Below are 20,903 nucleotides of genomic sequence, written 5' to 3'. Positions count from 1 at the left end.
GGCGCTTACAGTAAAAACACGACCACCCAGCTCGCAATCCACGCCAACGCCACATACACCCAAAAGTACACGCTGGCTTCCGCCGTCCAAAACCGTTCCGGGGCCATGTCTTGGCGGGCGTTGCGTAAGATGGCGATGCCCACCATAATCAGCCCAACCACCGCGTAGACCATGTCCGCGCCCGAAATCACGTAATACATTTCCCCAAAGCGTCCTTGCGGCGACGCATACCGCAGGCCCCACTGGTAAATCACCGTCAACATCGCCAGCAAGCCAAGCCCCGCGGCGACTTTCAAGCGGGTGGCCACCCGCTCGCGGGCGTCCGGCTCCGTCCGGGCCCGCAGCGCTTGCCACGCGACCCACGCGCTCAGCGCCATCAGCACCGCCCCCGCCACGCCAAAGCCTTGGTCGGCTTGGGGTGAGACATACGATCCGTCGTACAGATACTTCGCTTCAAACAGCACCACAAAGGGCACGATTTGCGTCGCGATGAAAAACAACATGCTAAAGCGGACCGCCCGGTAGTTCGCCGGGGTCAGCGCCGCACTGCGGCGCTGTTCCGGTGCATTCGTCATGACGTAACCCCTCCTCCGTCGGGCGCGTAATCGTGCCAGTCAAACTGCGGATCCTGCGTCGCCCGACTGGTCGCGGCCAGTTCCCCGAGCGCCGTCGTCACCACCGGCACTTTGGTGCCCTCGCCATACAGATACAAGCTCCCCACAATTTCCGGTTGGACTGGGAAGTTATACCGCGGCGCCGGCGAACTCGTAAACCATTCCGGCGTCTTCGCGCCCCACGGGTTCTCCCCCGCCTGCGCGCCGTTCCGCCAGCAGTAGCCAATGTACAAAATATTGCCCAAGAACGCCGCGCCCAAGATAAACGCGAAGATCGAGACCTCGAAGTTCATCGGCTGCAGATACGCGGGGTACGCCGGCACCCACCGGTTCATCCCGTGCAAGCCCAGCAGGAAAAACTGGCTAAAGGTCAGGTTGAACGCTAAGAACGTGATAATGGCCAAGGTCTTCCCCCACGTCTCGTTAAACGTCCGCCCCGACAGTTTCGGCAACCAGTAGTAGATCGCCCCAAAGCCGCTAAACACCATCGACCCAATAATCGTGTAGTGGAAGTGCCCCACCACCCAGAACGTGTCGTGCAGCTGCAAGTTCACGATCGGGTCGGCCAAAAACACCCCCGTTAACCCCCCAATCAGGAAGTTAAACATACTCATCAAAATCCACAGCATCGGGGTATTGAGCCGCACTTTCGATTTCCAGAGCGTTCCAATTGCCGACATGTAGGCAAAGCCCGTGGGAATCGAAATCATTTCCGTAAAGAACGAGAACGGCAGAATCTCACTGTTCCGCAGGTTGGTAAACATGTGATGCGCCCACACCAACCCCGACAACATCATCACGAACACCAAGCCAATCACGGCCCATTGCCGCCCAAACAGCGATTTCTGCGCCATGACCGGAATAATTTCGTTCCAGATGGCAAACGCCGGCACGGCGATAATGTACACTTCCGGATGGCCAAACAGCCAGAACAACATCAGGTACGTGAGCGGACTGCCCGTCGCCGTGAAAAAGTTCAACGGCACCACTTTATCCAGCAAGGCCATCACAAAGGTGGTCTGGATTTCCGGAAACCAAATCAACATCAGCAGGTTGACGGTCACTTGCCCCCACACAAACAGCGGCAACCGCCCCCACGTCAGCCCCGGCGCCCGCCGGAACATCACCGTCGCGACCAAGTTCAACGCCACAATCAGCGAGGACATGGTCAGCGCCAGCACGCCCAGATAGTAGAACAAAATCCCGTTCGCATCTTGCCCCGCCAGCGGCTCATACCCCCGCCAGCCAGTGGACCATTCCCCCAGCAAGGGGCTGAAGAGGACCGTCAAAATCCCCACCGGCACCAACCACACGCCAATCCCGGAGAGTTTCGATAAGACGGTTTCGCGCGCCCCGATCATCAATGGCACAAAGTAGTTCCCCAAGCCGCCGATCATAAACACCGTTGCGAAGGAGAACATCATCAACGTCCCGTGGATGCCCACCGCCGTCAGGTAGTTGGACGGGTAGTGGAAAATCGTCAAATACGGGGTCATCAACTCATAGCGCATCAGCATCGCAATGCCTCCGGCGATTAGAAACCCGCCGACGGCAAACATCATGTACTGCAATCCAATCACTTTATGGTCGGTCGCAAATTCCCAGTACCGGCGCCAGCCCTGCTGCCGCTCCTGCCAGCGCGTGGGAAAGCCCATTAACGGCAATAAGACCGCATCATACAGCCCAATGCCCAACAGCCACCCAATCGCCGCACCGACCCAGCCAAACACCACCGACGGCCCCGTCACAAAGGGATGGCCACGAAATGGATCCACGGCAATCACAAAGGTGTTCAGCAACAAAAACCCAATCGCCGCCCACAAAAACGCCCGCAAGACGGGGGGCATGGGGGCCTTCCGCGGTCGCGGCGCGTGCCCGGATTCCGGCACGGTCATAGCATGTGCCACACTGTTCCCTCCTTCGTTATCCCACCGAGCGCCTCGGCGGGGGACCCTTAGCCGTTGGCTAAGGCTTTCTGGGCTTTCACCCACTGCGCAAACTGCTGATCCGACACCACCGCTAACGGCGATTCCATCCACGGGTGGCCCGGGCCGCACACTTCGGCGCACTGCACGCGCACCATCGGATTCACGGCATACGACGTAATCGCGGTCGGCGTCAGGTACTCATAGCGGGTTTCGCCTGGAATCACATCTTCTTTAATCCCAAAGGCCGGCACCCAAAAGCTGTGAATCACATCCGCATATTGGTCATAGGTGTGATACGGGTCATACGACCGCAACACGAACTTCACGGGCACATTCACGGGCAACTCCAGCAGATTTTGGCCGTTGGGCGTCAGTGTTTGGGTGAGCCCATACTGCGGGTAGCTGAAAATCCATTGCCATTGCCGCGCCGTCACATCCACGACGAGGTCGTGGGTATTCGCGGCGGGCTGATCCAAGGCAAACATCTGCTCCATCGCTGATGTCGTCGGATGCAGGAAAAATAGCAGATTTAACGCAATCGAGCCGCCCACCCAGACCAAGACGAACGCTTTGTTGTCAATCGCAAAGCGCTTATTGGCCGGCGGCATTTCGCCCCGCTTGGTGGTGAACCGGACCATCGTAAAGACCAAAAAGAGGACCACAAACACAAAAATCGGGGTCAGCACCACCAACAGAAAGTTAAACGCTTGCAGCGCCAACTGCCCTTGGTTGGACACAATGTAGTACATCGGATTGTGCCGAATGATCACGCGGTCGCCGATCTCCCCCAGCACGCTGAAGACAACCCACAGCACCGCAAAGACGACATTTTCTCCCATGCGGGCACTTCCTCCTTTCCCTCGCCGCGCTTAGGCCGGCAGGATCATCACTTGGCCCCGCATCCCGGTGCGGTAGTGAATGTATTGCTGCACAAAACAGCCGAAATCCCACAATCCGGGCTTGTTCGGCACCGTAAACGACAAATGCAGGCTGCCCCCGGGCTTCAACGTCGGGCTAAAATCGCCCCCCGATTGAATGTTGTACGCCGCTTTGGGCCCCACATAGGTCACAATCGCTTGATTGGGCACAAAGTTGTCGATGCCGTAGGGATCACTTAACGTCACCGGCACCCCATCCCAGAAGTCTTCTTGCCACGCATCGGCTGGTAGATTGCCGAACGCTTGAAAATAAGCCTCATTGACATGCCGGCCCATCGTCCATTCATGCCAGTGGGTATGGCTTTGGTTTTGGAAGATGACTTCCATGCGGTCGCCCACCCGCCAGGTCATGTAATTCGGAATGTAGTAGTAGTCATAGGCATACAAATGCACGGTCCCCGAACTCACCGGCGACCCAAATACGCTCCGCGCCGCATTCACGAGACTCTGGCGCCCAAACAACGTCACCGCGCCGGCCACGCCAATCGCCGCCGTGCCCACGAGAAATTGCCGCCGGCTCCACTCTGGCTGTTGAGGCTCTGGAGACTCGATCGGCGGTTCATTTGGTACTTTGCTCACGTGGAACCCTCCTCCCCAATATGACTCCAATAATAATCTGAATATTGCGATATAAAGTCCCGTAGGCCGAATTTGTTTCACAACATACTGTGTGGGCGGCTTCTGTTTAAACCACCGGATGCATCGCGAGTTTAGCTAACCTCTTGACGCAGGCGACGTAGAAACCGCCCCTGCACCGGTATGTTGTCCAGCCAAACCCCAGGACCTTAATCTTTGTTGCTCAACGCGTGAAAGCGACTTCCTCGCCGCGTCGTTAACTGCTCATGGACGGGTTGCCCGAGGGAACAACCTTGACAATATCCCATACACCACTGGTCGGCGTATTATTGGGATCCCCATTCAACATATCCGCTAGGGTATAAGTGCCAACCTGACTTGCTGTAAATGAATAAGACTGCGACTGTCCAGGCAATAATCCCGCCGTCGGGAACGTTACGACTTGGCGATAGGATTGGCCGGCACCAGGAAACGCAAGATGATGGTTTTTATAAATTCCGATGGATTCGGGAATCGGTCCTTTATTAATGAAATCCATGTTCACATGATATCCAACCGGAATAGTCACCACGAGCTGGCCATCAGTAAATCCGTCAAAAGTATTGCTCTGTTGCGCACTACTATAAATTCCTTCGATCTTCAAATCGACGGTGTGTGTTCCCGGATGGTTAACCATCCATTGGGAAGCATCGATAGTAGGTTGTGAACCGCAACCCGCAAGAGCCATTGCTAAAATCCCCATGGTCGCTGCGGCTGCCAATTTCTTGACATGAGTCACTCCAAAGCCCTCCTCTCAGTACGAATTAACACATATACCTTATCACAAAGAGATAGGAATGAATGAACTAATTTTTATAACGCGGTAAAAAATATTCAACAAGCCCACACCAAAGAACTGCTTCTAAGTCAAGCGCAACCGAAAATCACGCTACCCAATGGGCTGTTGCAAAAAGCGCCGTCAGTAAAGCGCCCAGATACAAGCAAACGCTCCAATACGCAAAACGCCACCAGGGGCGTCTTGCAAGCGCTATGGCAAGCACCAATAAAATGGGGAAATTTTCGAAGATAAGACGAGGAAAGGACATCAGCGGTTGATTATAGGCTGGAAAGAACAACGTCACGGCCAGTGCTGGGGCTAAATAAGCCCAGAGGTAAAGCGGCAATCGCCAACCGTACACGACTAGAACTATCAGACTACCTACCATAAAAATCAGGTTATAAAAATTAATAACGGGTCCTTGAGCGGGGCCCGGACTAAACAAGTAGGGATAGTTCCACACCACTTGACGATTGGCCCACGCTGCGTGAAAAGCCGTCACTAAGGTAACCCATGGCCAAGCAAAATGTCTGCCCCAATCGGACTGCACCGATTGAAACATCAACGGATCGTGAAAACGCCACGTCAAAAACGCCATGTATACCAAAAGACCTAACGCCGACCCGATACTAAATCCCACAGCGCGCCAAAACCGGCGTTCTTGCTTCCACACGAGAACAAACAGCGAAAGCGATAGCAAAATCCCATAAATACTTGTCAAAGTGGCTAATGCCGCCAGCACAAAAGCCCACCAATACCGACGCTTTTGGGCAGCGTAGAGGGTGGAAAAGGCCAAAGCCGTGTACAGCGCTTCCGTATAGACAGCATTTAAATAAAATCCCGTAGGAAAAAACGCATAGACTAATACCGCCAGCCAAGCAACGGCCGGACCCCATTGGTCTGAAACCCACAAATATAGCACGACGACGGAGACGGTAAATGCAACCAAACTAATTCCCAAACCGGCCCAAATGCTTGAACCCAGCAGATGCATCAACCAAGGATACAAGGGGAAAAAAGCGCTCGACGCGGTACGCCCTTGATAGCCAAACTGCGCAATCGATAAATACCAATAGCCATCCCAATGCGCCCAGATCCCAAACAAACTTTGAAACCATAGTCCACCATGGGGAGGAATCTCGCCTTGGGGCGCATCGACCCAGGCATGCGGCAGATAGATATAGGCTAAGGTTCCTATTTCTTCAAAGAATAAGCGGGACAAGAGAACTAAGAAGGCCAAAAGAGCTCCATGAGCAATCGCCCTTGCCGGCTTTTTGGGGGATTCGGGCAAGGGTTCACGCGTTGACGGCAAATCTTGACCCACTCTTTGGACCTCCCTATAGTATGGCATGATAGACCATACCTATGATACACGATGACTCGTCGTCAATCCTTGAGATCTGAAATCGCACAATTCGTGTTCTCGTATGTTTTATCCCCAAATTCTTAGAAATAGATGAAAAATCCGCGTCCCAAGGCCCCTACCTGTTATTTGCGAGGCTTAAGAGCCCGCCGTTCTGGCATCTCATCTCCTAAAGCATGCAACCTTTGCTCCCACTGGGGCCATAGGAAAAAAATCCTACGCATATGGGGGCGATCAAAGAGAATTCCCTGCCCCCATCTTTTCCCCCCGTGCAAAATTTCCGAAGGTAACAACGCAGACGCTGTCGCTGAATAGCAAAACAAGCAGACTGTGCAGTCGGTCACGATGTACCATACGCTAGGCCGAATGCGAAAGCGGCATCGGACCACACCCATGGGCGTAACGTCTCCCTCATTGACTACCAACGCAGAGCCTCCTATCGTCACCCTTATCTGGTATAACGATGTAATGAGGTCTGACGTCACTTGACGCCCTATTAGTCTTTGTTGCAGCCCACAAGAAACTCGCCCACCGCAACCATGGAATCTTTGCAAACAGGAGGCTTAGACAGAGGCCCGTACCAAGGCCTATGATAGCGGCGTAGCCAAATCGCTTTGAGCCCCGCAGACACAGCCCCCGCGATATCTGTTGCCGGATTGTCGCCGACAAACCAGCTTTGATGGGCTACTACACCCAACTGACGCAAAGCTTCCATGAAAATTGCTGGATCAGGCTTCTTCACTCCATACTCGCCCGAAATCACCACAGCGTCCAAATAATTTCCGATACCCAAGGTATCAATCTTCTGTCTTTGCCCCGGCCCCGGGCCATTCGTGACAATCCCTATTTTCCACCCAAGTTGGGATAATGAGCGCAACAGTTGGTCCAGTTCCGGCGTCCAATGACTGCAATACGGAAAATAAGCTTGCCAATGTGCCAACAACTCCTGCCAAGAAGGCATCTTGCCCGGAAGCCACGGCAACGCCCGTTGCAACGCTTGCATCGCTTCGCGCCCTCCGCGCAGAGGGCCACCGTCCGCTGTTATTAGCGCCTGGGCCAGCCATTCTTGATCGATCGTGCTAAGCTGCGGCCCAAAATCTTTGTAAAAATAGTGTTGGGCGTAAGTGCGAATAGCCGGATACCGGTCATACAACGTATCATCCAAATCAAAGAGAACGGCCTTCACAGGTCATTCCTCCCTATGCCTGTAATGCCGATGTAAAACATCGGGGGGTCAGCGTATAGCGATGAGGACAATATGCCATCCTGAAAATTATGAACACTCATTTCCTATCAGCAAGCTTAATCATCATCAATGCGGCAACCTTTAGCCCTCATTTCAGCGCTTATCAGCCGGCGCCTTTAACACCGCCTGAACAAGCCGTGAAAAGCGCCTTGCAGCACTTGGTGACCCAAGAGGACCACGCCATCTTGACCCACAATCGCCAAGCCCTAGAGCAGGTCTTTACTCCCCAAGCGCATGCGGCCCTTCATGAGGCGACAAAGCGCGAAGCCTATTTGTCGGCGTGGGCCAAATCTCGGCAAATAGCCTTTAAGCGCGTCACGGTGAGTCTTCGGACGCCCGGTATCCAGTTCCGAACAAATGGCTTGGTTCACGTTTTTGCGATTGTCAGTGAACGCTACCAAGTACAAAAAGGGACCTTGTCGGATGCGTTTGGGCTGGGTATCCGCCATGATTATGTATTGCAGTCACTACACGGACAATGGCGAATTGCATCCGACGATTTTACCGACCCTCTGAATCAAGATACGCACATCCCTGGCCCTGTGCGGCCGGCCGACGATTTCACACCGCATTACCAGGCGCCTTCTGTGCGTTCTCACAACCTAGCCGTTGACTATGCCAATCGCTATTGCGGAGCAGCGCCCGGTTGCGGAAATGGCGGTCGTTACAATTCGCATTATATCGACTACAACGGGGACGGAGGCGATTGCACTAATTTCATTTCCCAAGCGTTAGCAGCTGCAGGATTTCGGCAAACACCCGTCTGGGAATATAGCGCGAGGCTTGGTGAAGGAAGTCCGGCTTGGGCCAATGCCGCACGATTCAAATACTTTCTAGAATCCACAGGGCGAGCCACCTTGATGGCCCAGGGCCGTTATAGCCAACTCACCCAGCCGACAAAGCGCTTTCCGCACGGCGCGGTCAATAATCTCGTGTCGGGCGATCTCATCAGTTATATTGAACATGGGCGTACGGTCCACACCGCCATTGTGGTCGGCACCGACCGCTTGGGCTATCTTGTGGTCGACACCCATACGGCTGACCGCTACCACGTTCCTTGGGATTTGGGATGGGACAGGCATACCGTCTATGACTTTTGGCATGTCCACTATCCGTCGCCTAATCCTCATGCCTCATCATAAACCATAAATGCGTCATCATCCCAGGCCCCAACGGATAATAATCCCCGGCCACATACGCGCCCATAAGATTGTCATAGTGCGAAGACAGGGGGTGCCCGGACTGCCCCGTGAGATGCACAGCTAACGATTCCACCGGTGTCTTAACATCCATGATTTGGCGGTAACTGGGCATAAAAGAGACCCAGCGCGGCCACGGCAAGCGCGGGTCAAGCGGGAAAGCAGCCTGCAGCGGCGAATACAAGTCGCCCGGCATGCGCATGGATTGCCGACCAAATAATGGAGCCAATATTTTGACTTCCGCTAACGGATGATAAAGACGCGCCTGATGAACATTGCCCCACGCCCAATGGTCAACGTCACCCAGCGTTTGCGACAACGCCTTTTGTGTTCTTTCTACTGCCAAGGCAAGGTCGATTTGGCTCCAATGCGCCAATAGCGCTGGAATTAACCGTTCCCCTAACAGTTCCCACAGCGTTTCGGGAAAAGGATGACTGCCTGGAACCCGGGGTTTTTGGTTCGGAAAAAAGGGTTGGTTTAAACGCTCCCGGATCAAGGGAGGCACAGCACTTAACGCAAAGAAATACAGAAGCGTGGGCGCAGGGCTAGAGGCTCTGGCGTGACCGTCGAAATCCTCCAGAATTGTCCTCCACTCCTGTGGCACATCTTCTCTCAACAATTTCTGGGCCAATGCTAAAAGTGGACCGGAGTAAATATCTTGTTGAATCGCCTTGAAGCTTTCCGCGTTATGGCGCGGTTGGCGCTGAATCAACTCCTGAATACGATTAGCCCTGGCACCGAGCGAATAGCGGCCAAATAGCACCGTCGCCGCATCTTGGCCTGTGACCGGATTGTTGGCGGTCACAATAAAGCCTTGAGGCGGATCAAACAAACGCGGCATCTCCGTCCATTCCACCCAGCCCGTCCAGCGAAACCGTCCATCATGCCCATCCACAATGCCTCGCCACGGTCCACCAGAGCGCGTAGGAATTCGGCCTGCAGCGATATAGCCAATATGTCCCGCACGATCGGCATACACAAAATTTTGAGCGGGCACCCACCACTCCGCAAGCGCCGTATTAAAGGTTTCCCAATCGTGGGCGCGGTCTAAGCGCAAGACGGCTTGCACCATCGGCAAGGGTTGAAATGCTGTCCAGGCTAAGGCAATGGCTTGATCCGACTCCTTATAGATGACAGGCCCCCAAACGCTGTCATAACACGACAGTGTTTCATCAGCCCCTCCTCGCACATGCAAAGTCTCCACGCGCTCGGTCAACGACAATGTTTCCCCATCGACCACGTAGCGGGTGGTTCCCGGTTCCAGATGCAGCCGATATAAATCCTGAACGTCCGGGTCTACATTAGTGACACCCCACGCAATATCCTGGTTCTGACCAATGATAATGCCCGGCGCTCCAGGCAAAGACGCCCCAAAAACATGCAGAGCCCCACCTTCCACAAACATCTCATACCAGATAGACGGCAATTGAGGCATTAAATGGGGATCATTAGCTAATAAGGGCCCGCCGCTCTCCGTACGGGTACCGTCTACGACCCAGTTGTTTGATCCTGCCCCGGTTGCTGGAATCCACGGTTCATAAGAACCGGTTCCTGGCACAATCGTCGGAATCTCAACCCCCAAGGCCCCAAACAGCCATTCCTTGACATCATCGTCATCATCCAAAGCGTCATACACCCATTTGCTATGCCAAATCGAGTTCAAGGTCCACGCCAATTGATAGATAATCGCATTGGTATCATGCACCGTCCATGGTCTGAGCGGCACTTGCAAAAAACGGTATTCGGGCGGCAAAGGTTGGCTCTTAAAGGCATAGTTCACGCCATCCACATAGGCCGCAACATATTCACGCGTATTGTCTGACCACGTGGACGGAGCCTGCTCGGCCCAATGGCTGACATTCAGAGAACGCATAAAACGGTCATACGATAACGCTTGAGGTCCTAAAATTTCGGCAAGCTGCCCTAAGGGCAGGCGCCTGGATATGTCCATTTGGAAAGCCCGTTCACGACCATGAATAAAGCCCTGGACAAATAATGCGTCCTTCATGGTCGCGGCTTGGATGTGCGGCACGCCGACATCGTCACGGACAATCTCCACGGGGGCGTCTAATTGATCCGTAAAAAGTTCCTGGGGCAATTTGAAAACAGGTCGAATTTTTCCAAGAAGACGGAACAGCTGTCCGGCTCGCCGGAAACCTCGCAGCCGAAACGCCGCCTCTTTGTCAGTGTCACCAGTGCTGCGCATCATTCACCTCAATTATTGTCTCATTACCATATGCTGTTCGTGACCTCTTGTCCGTAGTGTACAATTCCTGCTTCCAAAATGCTATTGTGGGGACGGACCTGCACACTTCTCATTCTTCTTTCATACAAAGACGTTTTACTGAAGCAGAGCTACACAGATTTAATTACCACACAATGTTAAATAAACCGTTGTTCCAAGGAGGTTATTATGCATTTCATCACAGGTCTTTGGTCCGCATTTTTGACGACATGGATTCATATTGGCATTCATCTTTTCCCTCACACCATTCATCCCATGGTTGTGCATTTTCCCATTGCCTTGCTCTATTTAGCCTTGGCGCTTGATATCGCAGGACGCTTCATTCAAACGCCAGACCATTTTTTGGATCGCAGCAGCTTTTGGCTCACCATCTTAGGCTTTTTGGCCGGTGCCGTTGCCGCAGCCATGGGTGTGATTTCCGAGCAATTTGTCCACTGGACCCCTACAACCACGGTTCTTCTAGGAGCTCACCAACGTGATGCCGTGCTCACAGGAATTTTTGCCCTACTCGCCATAGCCGTTCGGTTTTACGCCCGTTATCCGCAATCATCTCCAGCAGGGCGCACGCAAGGATGGTCATTTTGGAACACCGGCCGCGGTCGATCGACCCCCTTGTCCACCCTCTTTTTGCTGCTAGCCGTGGTTATGATTACATGGACAGGGTCCTTAGGAGGCACCATGGTGTATCACTATGGGGTCGGCATTCGCCATGTGAGCTACGTCAATATTCTTAAACACTAAAGCTCCCCAGCTAAAAGCTTTCGGTAACGACTTTAATGAGCACATCCATGACAGAGCACATTGTCTCAATCTCCTATGAGACGCCAAGCGATATTGTCATAGGCTCCTACGGGCTATACCATCTAAGGCGAACGTACGCTTATGGGTTGCCTCCTAGCGGTCTCGCGCGGCTTCCCATAGGAGATCTGACGCCAAAGGAGACATTGTTGACTTGCATAAAACTGTGCTCTCGATAACCCTGGCCACAAGCCTTGTCACTCTAACAGGATGTGGTCTTAACAGCCCATCGATTGTGCCTCGTCATTTGCCGTCTAAAAGGCCCCCTTTATCCGCAAACTTAGCCAGAACCGTCCAGCATCTATCCAGTACAAACATAACCATAATGGCTCCTATGCACGTAGCGGTGCAAAGCATTGGTCCAATCTCCTCAGGAAATGGCCATTATGACGTCCATATTGTCACCCCTCAAAGCGTAAGCGTCTCATTTGGTGGCCAAAATGACGGAAGCAATGCCAACGCGCAGACCCTCTTACAACAGCTCCTCATCATTTCCCCAAGTCTTGGGTCGCCCTTACCCTTAGGTTTTGGCATCACCGCCCACGCCTATAGCCGTCAAGCCCTTATCACATGGACTGAAAAGAATTGGACTGTCCAAGTCTCAGGACCACCTCGCACACCCATCTCCCTATTGAAACCGGCTGCCGAAGCCATTGCCTCACAGCTTCATCGGGTACAACTTCCGCATACGACCATGGGGGTCTTGACCTGGGCTCACAAGCATCATGGCCAAAATGCATTGGATTTGTCATGGCAATCCGGAAGCACGGTGTACTGGGTCAATGAACCCTATGGCCATGCCATTGCGGTCCCGATTGACATGGCATCGTCAATGCACATTCTAAACGCCCCTTGACGCCCCCTCCGCTCCGCCATCTTGGCGATCTTGCCCTGTCAAGATATGTTTATGGGCTATGCATCATAGAAATATGATAAGCCTCAGGGCATACTGAAAGCAGGAGGATACTATGGCGGAACATGATCCATGGACTGTACTGGGAATTGCACCGACCAATGATCTCACGGTAGTCCGGCAAGCCTATCTTCGCCAAGCACGGAAGAATCATCCCGACTTGTTTCAAGAAAATCCCGACCGTTCGGCCCTGCAAGAAGAACGCATGAAGGCCATCAATTCGGCTTATAACCAAATTACCCAGCATCTGGCCAAAATCCCCCTCACGCCCGAGCCTCCTCCCCCGGAGCGGGAGCGGTCCAAAACGCCGCCGGTCCCAACTTGTCCACGCCACCGTACGACAGCACCTAAATCATGCCGGCTCTGTGCTGAGCCTCTTTGCCCGCAGTGCCCAGGATATCATGACGGCTTATGTACTAGGCACCAGCAAAAGCGCGCCGTAAAAAAAGCCCAAACGCGTGCCTTGCGAGAATGGGCTATCCTATTAGCGCTTATCGCACTCGGCAAATTTTTAGCCTATCCCACGGCGACCCTCTTATGGGCCATTTTAGGTTACCTTGCCCTTTTAGGGATCATGGAACTCCGTCGCCTGCGCTATTTCGGATGCATGGCATGGTTGTTCATGCCGTATAGTTTCGTCCTAGCAGGCCTTTACAGTCTCTATGAAGGGCTTAGTTTGTGGAACAAACACTCAACAAGGGGACGTGATTCATTCTAATATGATATCTTAAAAAAGAAGGGGTCCCATGACAAAATTGGAAGGAAGGGTTGCATGACACCCGTCGTTACGGTGATTATTCCGACGATCCATGACACGACAGTCTTTCGAGCCTTAGATTCGGTGGCAACGCAGTCCTACCCAGGCCCCTTAGACGTCATCGTCATCTACGATGGAAGTCGTGCGCCCTTTCCGCAAAGTGCGTTTGCGGCGTATCCGTTTGTGGTCCATTCTCTGAGCTTAAAGCCGCGGCAAGGCGCTGCCATTGCGCGCAACGTGGGAGTCCACATGGCCGAAGGGCAGTATATTGCATTTTTAGATGATGACGACGAATGGTGGCCCAACCATCTTGCCGCGACACTCTCGGCTTTAAATCACGAAGAAGGTGCGGTCTTTACCGATGCTGAACTCTACCATATGGAAGAAGGGTGGCATGACGCTTTTCGCTTTGCCTATCATCCTAGCATGTTGACCAAAACCAGCCCCGTCATTCCTTCCACACTGGTGGTCTCACGAACCATTTTCGAGACAGTCGGCTATTTTGACCCTGACATTCCCGCGTACAGCGACTGGGATTGGGTACTTCGCGCCACGCGCCAAGGCGTTCCGCTGAAAAGGCTGCCCCTCATCACCGCCAATTATTATTTCTCCGGGCTCTCTACCTCGTCGCGCCCCGAAACGATGGCGCCCGAGCTCTATCGCTTTCGCCAAAAGCATCATTTGCCTCCGCTACCTGTAGCGAGCTTCGCTCAAATGATGACAGATCCGTGGTTCGCGCGCTGGCGTTTGCCGCATTGAATGGTTTTTCCTTCATAAAAGAGGAATCTTATCATTTGTAGCGAAATTCTTCTCATGAAAGAAACAAAAGCACAACAATCGTGGTGGATCCGGCGATATGAGCGTGATCCGAGAAAATTTGGCGATGACGCCCGCTGGCTGTTTTTAGGCCTCGTCATCGCGATGACAGCCGTCTATTGGCCGCATCATGCCATGCGTGCCAATATGCTCTCTTCCGCGGTGTTATGGGCGGTGTATCTGCCTATCCGCACCTATATTCGCATCCATTACCGAACTCCCAGCAGTTTAGTGTGGACTGATGCCCTTAGCATGGTCGTAAACATGTACTGGTGGAAGTGGCTGCCAGTCAGCGCTCCTCTGTTAAGTGTGGCCGTTGTGTGGGAAGCTGCATGGTCCCTGCCGGTGGCCCAAGCGTTTTGGGTCAGCATATTGCTAGGCGTAGGCTATGCCGGAGCCGTTCTCTGGCCTCCGGCGTTGCCCCATGCTTGGGACTCCATTGTGTTTGTGGCGCCCTTCTACACCCTATTCGCTGTGCTGTTGTATCTCTTGCGGCGTCAACTCGGATACTTTGAGACGTTAGCCGGCACCGATTACCTCACCGGTCTCCCCAACCGTCGCCAACTGCTTGAGTCCTATCAAAAGTCGCCCCAAGCTGCCCTCCGGTCGTGGGTGGTCATCTTTGACATGGATAACTTTAAGCAAATTAACGACCGTTTCGGGCACATTGTGGGGGACATGGTCCTGCGTGACTTTGGGCGCATCCTTCGCCAACTGTTCCGCACCGGTGAATTAACCGCGCGCTACGGAGGGGAAGAGTTTTTAGTGGTCTTGCCGCTAAGCGTCAGCTCGGCCGCCCTGAAAGAACGTCTAGCCCGCATCAACTATCATTTGCAAGACCTCTCGTTACACTACCCCACACCCGTGACGGTATCCGCCGGCGTCGCCCAGTCATGGCACGATGGGGAACCATTGATGGCCCTCATCGCGCGAGCTGATGAAGCCCTTTATCAAGCCAAAGCGCGGGGTAAAAATCAAGCCGTGTGGTCCGCCTCCACCTCAACACCTTAAGAAGCTGGCGTCAGTCCCGAGGACGCCGTAGGCGAGGGCGACGTTGACGGCGAAGACGGTAATGACGGTGCGGGTGGAAACACCGTCGGCCCATGCGTCCACCAATACCACCCTACCGGAATATAGGCTTGTTGTCCCTTGTCCGAAACTTGGTAGGTTAAACCTAGCACCGACGCAGGCCCTTGTTGTATCAAGATTTTCGGGGCACCCGGATGCAGCACCTCCGCACTGTTAAAGTCCCGAGGCAATAGGGCTAGCGCTCCAGCTTGGCTCAAAGTCGCTGAATAGGGTTGTTGCATCGTGTATTGGGTTAACGCCCTAATTTCAGGCTCTGACAGTAAAACACTTTGCGCCTGCCCATCTTGAGCCACCCGCACATGATACCGTAGCGTCATCCCTGTTGTTGTCGCCGTGACGATACGCGGGACAAAGAGCGTGTGGCGCAAAACAAACGTGACAGATTGCCAACGCCCAGGATCCAGGCGACTTAAGACCGCCTCTGTTCCTTGCTGAGTCCAAACCACTTGGCTCGGCAACACGGCGGAATTCAATAGGATATTCGCCTCTGCTAAACATTGGGTCTCTGCACTCTGGGCTGACTCGGGATTCTTAGGCGTTATAGCATGGCTTCTCGGTTCCGGAACAATAACGGGCACAGGCCATGTAGTCTCCAGTCCGGCAATACTGGAAGTCGTCACGGCTTCAAGCGGCATACTGGGGAAGAACTGCAGCGCTCCGGTTAGGAGATTATAGCTCGCCCACTGTGTCACATCTTTTGTTTGGACCGACAAATAAGCACTGTCCTGACTGAAATTCGTCAGAGTAAGCGTGCCATCGACCAAAGCCGTCCCTTGCACTTGGCCGCCATAGGAGGACGCCATCAGCACGTGGCCAGGACCCTTGAAAATTTGTAACACAACGGGTTGACCATTGAGCATAGCGCTTAACTGAAACGAAAGCGTATAATGACGCGGCACATAAGACGCTAGAGGATTCAAGCGCAAGGGGTAATAGGGAGGCAAAATGCTCGGGGTATTCGGATTGGTGGCAATCTGCACCTGGGTACCCGCAAAAATCGGGACCGTCGTCGTTGTCACAGTATGCCACGTCAGCGTTGGCGCTGGGTCAAGGTGAAAAGGCCGTACGTGGACAGCCCTTCCCAAGTGAGGCCTCACGCGCTGAGACACGGTACTATGCACCACAACCGCATTGGGCATCGCCTCTAAATGGTGGTCACGGTGCCAAAGACCTATCGCGGCCAGTCCACCAACAACAAGCATACTTCCTCCGATAACACCCACCCAGTATTTCCTCATGGTGCTCCCCCATGGTTTAAAATCCTATTTACTACCCTGAACGCTGTGTTCGCTCTTTAGGTTACAGGTTACGCGGGTGTGTCCATAGAGTCCATGGCAAACGCTCCCACCATCGGTTTTGAACTCATGCATAATTCCTATCATCGCAGTAGGCAAGGACCAAAATCCTTCCCCATTCCCTTTGGGCCCATGGCAGGATTCGCACGCGCGCACATAAAGCCGTGCCCCCAATACAACGGACGGCGCTGGCGGTTTGGCAGGCACATGCGGCTTGGGAGTGGGCGAACGCCGAAAGAAGTGTTGGAATGGTTGCGCCAAAGCCACATGCGCGCGAGGACCCACAAAGGCCCAAGTGAGGGCGACCACGCCTAAAACCCACAAAACTTTTCTCATGAGCTCGCCTCCTCACTCCTCTCATCCGAGAGTAGCACGGTGTTTACGGCCATATCTCCTGACGCTCCCACATCAATGACCCGCAAGCCTAGTCCCATCAGAGGATCGGAGGCACTTTGCGGCCACTTCTCCAACTTTTCCAATCCGACAGGTTCCGGCAATGGCCATGCCGTTGACAGCCCCGCCGCTTGAATCACATGAGGCTGGCGCCGACTCATCAACTGGTGAATATGGCCAAAGAGAACCGTCACACTGCGAAAGTGCTGAAATAATGCTAAAACTTGCTGCGCATCATAGGTATACCAATTCCAAGGAACAAAGAGGTCGTATAACGGCGCATGCGCTAAAATGATGGTGGGCGCATTGGGATCCACCTTATGAATTTCTTGGGCCAACCACTGCCGCTGCTCGTCGCCAACAAAGAATCCCCGCGAGACATTGTCGAGCGCAAAAAACTGCACCCCGCCACGCTCAAAACGATAATGTAAAGGGCCTATCGCTTTTTGATAGAGCTCACCGCGATCCATCAAAGCATCGTGCTCCCCTGGAACACAATAAAACGGAATCCCGGTTCCCTCCATTTTGGACCGAAACGCAACAAACCTTGCCTTGCGTACCGTGGTGGTCTCGGCTGCCTGCGTTAAGTCACCCGTGACCACGATAAATTGGGGCGCCGGATTCAATGCCGCAATGGCCTTCAGCGCGCGGTCCAGTGTTCCAGCAACGTCCCGGTTGGCGTCGCCTTCGTAGCCTATGTGGGTATCTGATAGATGCACAAAGCGAAATGGCGTAATCCCTGACGATTTTTGGGCAAATACGCCTCGAGGAAGATCCCCTAGCACCGCCGCCACAGCCGACAACCCCGCAGCGCCGCGCAAAAATTTTCTCCGTGATAACATATCGAGCCTTGGCGTGCTCGCTCGGTCGTCCATAGTCTGGTTGCACCACCCTTTTTCATCATCTCTTCCTCACTTTTCCCCCGCCCCAGCAGCACTATGCACGCAAACCCACGGTCTTGTGGCCCCTTTTCGCGGAAAAAAGCCGGGAGACTGGTCAAATACCAGTCCCCCGGCTTGAAGAGCCCTCACACGAGGGCTGCGCTAGACGCGGTAAAGGGGCGGAGCGCCGCCTCGCGAACTGTCACGGTAAAACAGGGCCGATTCAGTGGCAATCAGGGCAATCACCAAAGCATACAGCACCAAAGCAAAAAATTCTCCAATAATCGGCACCAAGCTGAAGAGCCCAAAAAACAAGGTTGCCACTATGACCAACAACGCGTTCAAGAGCATGAGACGAATACTCTCTCCCAAGTGACGGGATACCCAAGACACCGCTTCGCGAAACCCGCGGAACACCGGTTGTTTGCCATAGAATACAGCCCCCAGCCAATACAAAACAATTGACATCCAATAGAAAATAATGACCAGGGTCAAAATGGTCACAATCACATTTCCAATCAACCCAATGACCCCCCCGTTATGGGCTAACAGGGAAAACAAGAGATTGAGCAGCAGCATCACAGCGACCGCAATGCCGGACCCGATGAAAATCCCCACCATCGTTCCTAGGCTCTCCCAAAAATTGCGAAGGCCATATCGGAAAAACGTAAAGAGGCCAGCAAGGGTTTGCTGCCCTTTGAGGCCGTCGGCCACACCGCCATACAATGCTCCAATCACAAAAGGAAAAATGATGAGGAACATCGTGAGGTAAACCAAAATCAATTTCGGCAACAACCCATGGGGCAATGGCGGGAACTGAGCCATTGTACTCATCTTGGCGGGATTAAAGGCTTTAAGCCACGTTTCAAATCCGCTTCCGAGTCCTTTGACGACTAAGAGCTGGAACAAGAAAATAATAAACAGATACCAAAAAGCCAGCACCAAGCTGCCAGGCTTCCGCCAAATTTGCTGCCATGCCTGTCGTAGAATGTTTGTGGCTGACAAGACGTTCCCTCTTCTCTGTTTGATAACGGCTCGACGCTCGCCGTTTTTTGGAGTCCCGTACGGAGTCCATTACTCTTTCGTCAGGTCTTGTATTCTACGCTCGCTCTGCGATAATAAATGCGCAGCACTAGACGGTTGAAGAAAGGTTAATGGAATGCCCACGATACTCATTATCGACGATGAAGCTGGAATACGCTATATTAGCCGGACGGTTTTCGCACAGCATCACTTCATGGTACTTGAAGCAGAATCGGGCCATCAAGGGTTGACCCTCTTAGCGTCTCATCAGCCTGACGTGGTTTTGCTCGACTATCGCCTTCCTGATATGTTGGGCACCGAGTGGATCTCTCGCGCCCAAGCGATTGCGATCTGCCCTGTGGTGCTCATGTCGGCATCTTCCGAGCTCGCTGCCCTCTCTCGCGATCCGCTCGTCGCCGCCACCGTGGCCAAGCCCTTTCGTTTGGAAAAGCTCTGGCAAACGGTTCAAAGGGTCTTGGCCGAAATATCCAACGGCAACGTCACCGAAAATACAGAGCCCCCGCCAGGCCTCGGCACGTAAGCAACATTGCCCCCCATTTTGGCCACAAACATGCCGGTGAGATACAAACCCAGGCCCATGCCCCCTGACGCAGGCCGACGCGACGGGTCGGGAATACGCATAAAGATGTCCTGCTTAACCGCTTCGTCAACGCCAGGACCCCGGTCCATCACGCTTAAGGTCACCGTATCGTGCGCTACTGTAACATCCACCTCGATCGCTTCGCCAGCTGGGCTGAACCGACCGGCATTCCCCAACAACGCTTGAAGCACCGTCACCAACATCTCGTAATTTAACTGGGCCCGTAAGGTATCAGGGCCATGATAAATCCAGGTGCGCTCTGGCCACATCCGTTGAGCAATCTCCACTTCCGCACGAGCCATCGCAGCAAAATCCAAGGGTTCTTTGCCTTCCGCACTCACGTCGCGGTCCGCTTCGGCTGCTCCCCAAATTTCGCGAATCGTCCGGCCCAGACGCATCGATTCACGCCATATAATGCGTGCCGATTCAGCGACCTCCGGCGCCTCTGCGCCGGGCAATGCCTGCATCAGTTCCGAGACCCCTTGAATAATGGTGACGGGCGTGCGAAACTCATGAGCCGCCAACGAGAGAAACGATTCATGGTGGCGCTCCGCCATGACCTGGGCCGTCACATCCATAAACACCGCGACCCGTCCTTGATAAGCTCCCGCGCCATACACTGGGCGAGACAGCCACCGCAAATAATGGGCAGGCACGCCCTTCAATTCTAGAATCTCATCAACCCACATCTCCCGGTTATCGGTAATATGCCTCACCGTCTTTAAAAAATCGCCGGGCGATGAAAACCGCGGACGCATGGCCTGAATAACACGAGACAAATCGACCTCCCCCGCATCGGGAGTCAGGCCAAACAATTCGGCAAATTGGTGGTTATAGCACACCACTTTCCCTTGATAAAGGTGCACCGTCGCCACGCCTGTCATACGAATCACGGCGCGGCTCACCACCTCGCCTTGCGTAGTGCCCTGCCACAAGTCAGCCCATTGCCATCCAAGACTTAGTGTGCGCCCCACATTAGTCCACCGCGTAAAAAATGCTTGGTCTTGAACAGGAGCCTCCTCCCACATGACGGTAAGTACGCCCATCACATGATTTTGGATCCCAAACAAAGGAAAGCTGGCTATGCTGCGAACGCCTGACAATTGAGATTTAATGTCAATCCCGGTTGCGGCCGCAAGCGTCCACTCTCCTGGGCCATGGGTCAGCCACAAGGTCAAAGCACGGGCCTTATAAGACGACGCGACTTGTTCAAGAATCCACTGGGCCCCTTGTTCTTTGGTACGCACGACGTCGGCATGCGTCTTTAGATGCTGCTGCAAATCGGCGATAAACGCAAACGCCTTATCGGCCCAAGATGCCTCGTGTTGAAACCCATCCATAGTGTGCCCCCGCCACTTAGAGGCGGCCAAACCCCTGACAAGCACCTTCCCTGTATATTCGGGGATTCTCT

At 53.7% G+C, this 20,903-nt stretch carries 21 protein-coding genes; 7 read left to right on the top strand and 14 right to left on the bottom strand.

The genetic code is table 11. The features are described from left to right. Positions 1-5: 5 nt before the first annotated feature. The 8 genes from ORD20_RS01065 to ORD20_RS01030 form a co-directional block, all read right to left on the bottom strand. Positions 6-575, bottom strand: coding sequence for a cytochrome c oxidase subunit 3 (locus ORD20_RS01065; RefSeq protein ID WP_430626232.1), 570 nt, complete (start codon positions 573-575; stop codon positions 6-8). Continuing rightward, a complete protein-coding gene (locus ORD20_RS01060; protein ID WP_430626667.1) occupies positions 572-2,509 on the bottom strand; it encodes a cytochrome c oxidase subunit I in 1,938 nt (645 codons plus the stop codon). The genes ORD20_RS01065 and ORD20_RS01060 overlap by 4 nt, the downstream gene beginning before the upstream one ends. A 59-nt stretch (positions 2,510-2,568) precedes the next feature. Then, positions 2,569-3,381, bottom strand: coding sequence for a cytochrome c oxidase subunit II (locus tag ORD20_RS01055; RefSeq protein WP_430626418.1), 813 nt, complete (start codon positions 3,379-3,381; stop codon positions 2,569-2,571). A 30-nt stretch (positions 3,382-3,411) separates the two neighbouring features. After that, positions 3,412-4,059, bottom strand: a complete 648-nt coding sequence (locus ORD20_RS01050; RefSeq protein ID WP_430626417.1) for a twin-arginine translocation signal domain-containing protein — start codon at positions 4,057-4,059, stop codon at positions 3,412-3,414. Between the two features lie 253 nt (positions 4,060-4,312). Further along, positions 4,313-4,834: a sulfocyanin-like copper-binding protein gene (locus ORD20_RS01045; protein WP_242968566.1), complete on the bottom strand. Its 522-nt coding sequence runs from the start codon at positions 4,832-4,834 to the stop codon at positions 4,313-4,315. Between the two features lie 145 nt (positions 4,835-4,979). After that, on the bottom strand, positions 4,980-6,197 hold the full coding sequence (locus ORD20_RS01040) for a glycosyltransferase family 39 protein (RefSeq protein WP_158246310.1): 1,218 nt from the start codon (positions 6,195-6,197) through the stop codon (positions 4,980-4,982). 164 nt (positions 6,198-6,361) lie between these two features. Then, positions 6,362-6,661 carry a hypothetical protein gene (locus ORD20_RS01035; protein ID WP_103375955.1) on the bottom strand — a complete coding sequence of 100 codons (300 nt, stop codon included), beginning with the start codon at positions 6,659-6,661 and terminating at the stop codon, positions 6,362-6,364. A gap of 71 nt (positions 6,662-6,732) precedes the next feature. Then, positions 6,733-7,422 (bottom strand): HAD family hydrolase, encoded by a 690-nt coding sequence (locus ORD20_RS01030; protein WP_103375954.1) that lies wholly within the window; start codon positions 7,420-7,422, stop codon positions 6,733-6,735. Between the two features lie 89 nt (positions 7,423-7,511). On the opposite strand from ORD20_RS01030, the gene ORD20_RS01025 reads away from it, so the two are divergent. Continuing rightward, on the top strand, positions 7,512-8,624 hold the full coding sequence (locus ORD20_RS01025) for an amidase domain-containing protein (RefSeq protein WP_103375953.1): 1,113 nt from the start codon (positions 7,512-7,514) through the stop codon (positions 8,622-8,624). Here ORD20_RS01025 and ORD20_RS01020 read toward each other — a convergent pair. Then, positions 8,602-10,890, bottom strand: a complete 2,289-nt coding sequence (locus tag ORD20_RS01020) for a penicillin acylase family protein (RefSeq protein ID WP_103375952.1) — start codon at positions 10,888-10,890, stop codon at positions 8,602-8,604. The genes ORD20_RS01025 and ORD20_RS01020 overlap by 23 nt on opposite strands. 204 nt (positions 10,891-11,094) lie before the next feature. Here ORD20_RS01020 and ORD20_RS01015 point away from each other — a divergent pair, with 204 nt between their 5' ends. From ORD20_RS01015 to ORD20_RS00995, 5 genes are all read left to right on the top strand, one after another. Continuing rightward, complete coding sequence (locus ORD20_RS01015; protein WP_103375951.1) at positions 11,095-11,667, top strand: DUF2231 domain-containing protein; 573 nt, start codon at positions 11,095-11,097, stop codon at positions 11,665-11,667. Positions 11,668-11,878: 211 nt separating this feature from the next. Then, on the top strand, positions 11,879-12,580 hold the full coding sequence (locus ORD20_RS01010) for a hypothetical protein (RefSeq protein ID WP_146039066.1): 702 nt from the start codon (positions 11,879-11,881) through the stop codon (positions 12,578-12,580). 112 nt (positions 12,581-12,692) lie between these two features. Next, positions 12,693-13,355, top strand: a complete 663-nt coding sequence (locus ORD20_RS01005; RefSeq protein ID WP_103375949.1) for a J domain-containing protein — start codon at positions 12,693-12,695, stop codon at positions 13,353-13,355. Between the two features lie 54 nt (positions 13,356-13,409). Further along, positions 13,410-14,153 (top strand): glycosyltransferase family 2 protein, encoded by a 744-nt coding sequence (locus ORD20_RS01000; protein ID WP_103375948.1) that lies wholly within the window; start codon positions 13,410-13,412, stop codon positions 14,151-14,153. 54 nt (positions 14,154-14,207) lie between these two features. Continuing rightward, complete coding sequence (locus tag ORD20_RS00995; protein WP_103375947.1) at positions 14,208-15,221, top strand: GGDEF domain-containing protein; 1,014 nt, start codon at positions 14,208-14,210, stop codon at positions 15,219-15,221. Here ORD20_RS00995 and ORD20_RS00990 read toward each other — a convergent pair. From ORD20_RS00990 to ORD20_RS00975, 4 genes are all read right to left on the bottom strand, one after another. After that, positions 15,218-16,537, bottom strand: a complete 1,320-nt coding sequence (locus ORD20_RS00990) for a hypothetical protein (RefSeq protein WP_146039065.1) — start codon at positions 16,535-16,537, stop codon at positions 15,218-15,220. The two genes, ORD20_RS00995 and ORD20_RS00990, sit on opposite strands and share 4 nt — an antisense overlap. 24 nt (positions 16,538-16,561) lie before the next feature. After that, positions 16,562-16,930: a hypothetical protein gene (locus ORD20_RS00985; RefSeq protein WP_430626416.1), complete on the bottom strand. Its 369-nt coding sequence runs from the start codon at positions 16,928-16,930 to the stop codon at positions 16,562-16,564. Beyond that, positions 16,927-17,862 (bottom strand): metallophosphoesterase family protein, encoded by a 936-nt coding sequence (locus ORD20_RS00980; RefSeq protein WP_103375943.1) that lies wholly within the window; start codon positions 17,860-17,862, stop codon positions 16,927-16,929. The genes ORD20_RS00985 and ORD20_RS00980 overlap by 4 nt, the downstream gene beginning before the upstream one ends. Before the next feature lie 168 nt (positions 17,863-18,030). Beyond that, positions 18,031-18,873 carry a hypothetical protein gene (locus tag ORD20_RS00975; protein WP_103375942.1) on the bottom strand — a complete coding sequence of 281 codons (843 nt, stop codon included), beginning with the start codon at positions 18,871-18,873 and terminating at the stop codon, positions 18,031-18,033. 154 nt (positions 18,874-19,027) lie between these two features. Here ORD20_RS00975 and ORD20_RS00970 point away from each other — a divergent pair, with 154 nt between their 5' ends. Beyond that, the gene (locus tag ORD20_RS00970) at positions 19,028-19,432 is read left to right on the top strand and encodes a response regulator (protein WP_103375941.1); all 405 of its coding nucleotides are present in this window, start codon (positions 19,028-19,030) and stop codon (positions 19,430-19,432) included. Here the strand turns inward: ORD20_RS00970 and ORD20_RS00965 are convergent. Beyond that, entirely contained in the window at positions 19,357-20,832 is a 1,476-nt protein-coding gene (locus tag ORD20_RS00965) for an ATP-binding protein (RefSeq protein WP_430626415.1), read from the bottom strand. The two genes, ORD20_RS00970 and ORD20_RS00965, sit on opposite strands and share 76 nt — an antisense overlap. Positions 20,833-20,903: the final 71 nt, after the last annotated feature.

The organism is Sulfobacillus thermotolerans, from assembly GCF_039623705.1.
Classification (GTDB): Bacteria; Bacillota; Sulfobacillia; order Sulfobacillales; family Sulfobacillaceae; genus Sulfobacillus; species Sulfobacillus thermotolerans.
Note: the sequence above shows the minus strand (reverse complement) of the source record. Positions and strands in the feature narration are given on the sequence as shown.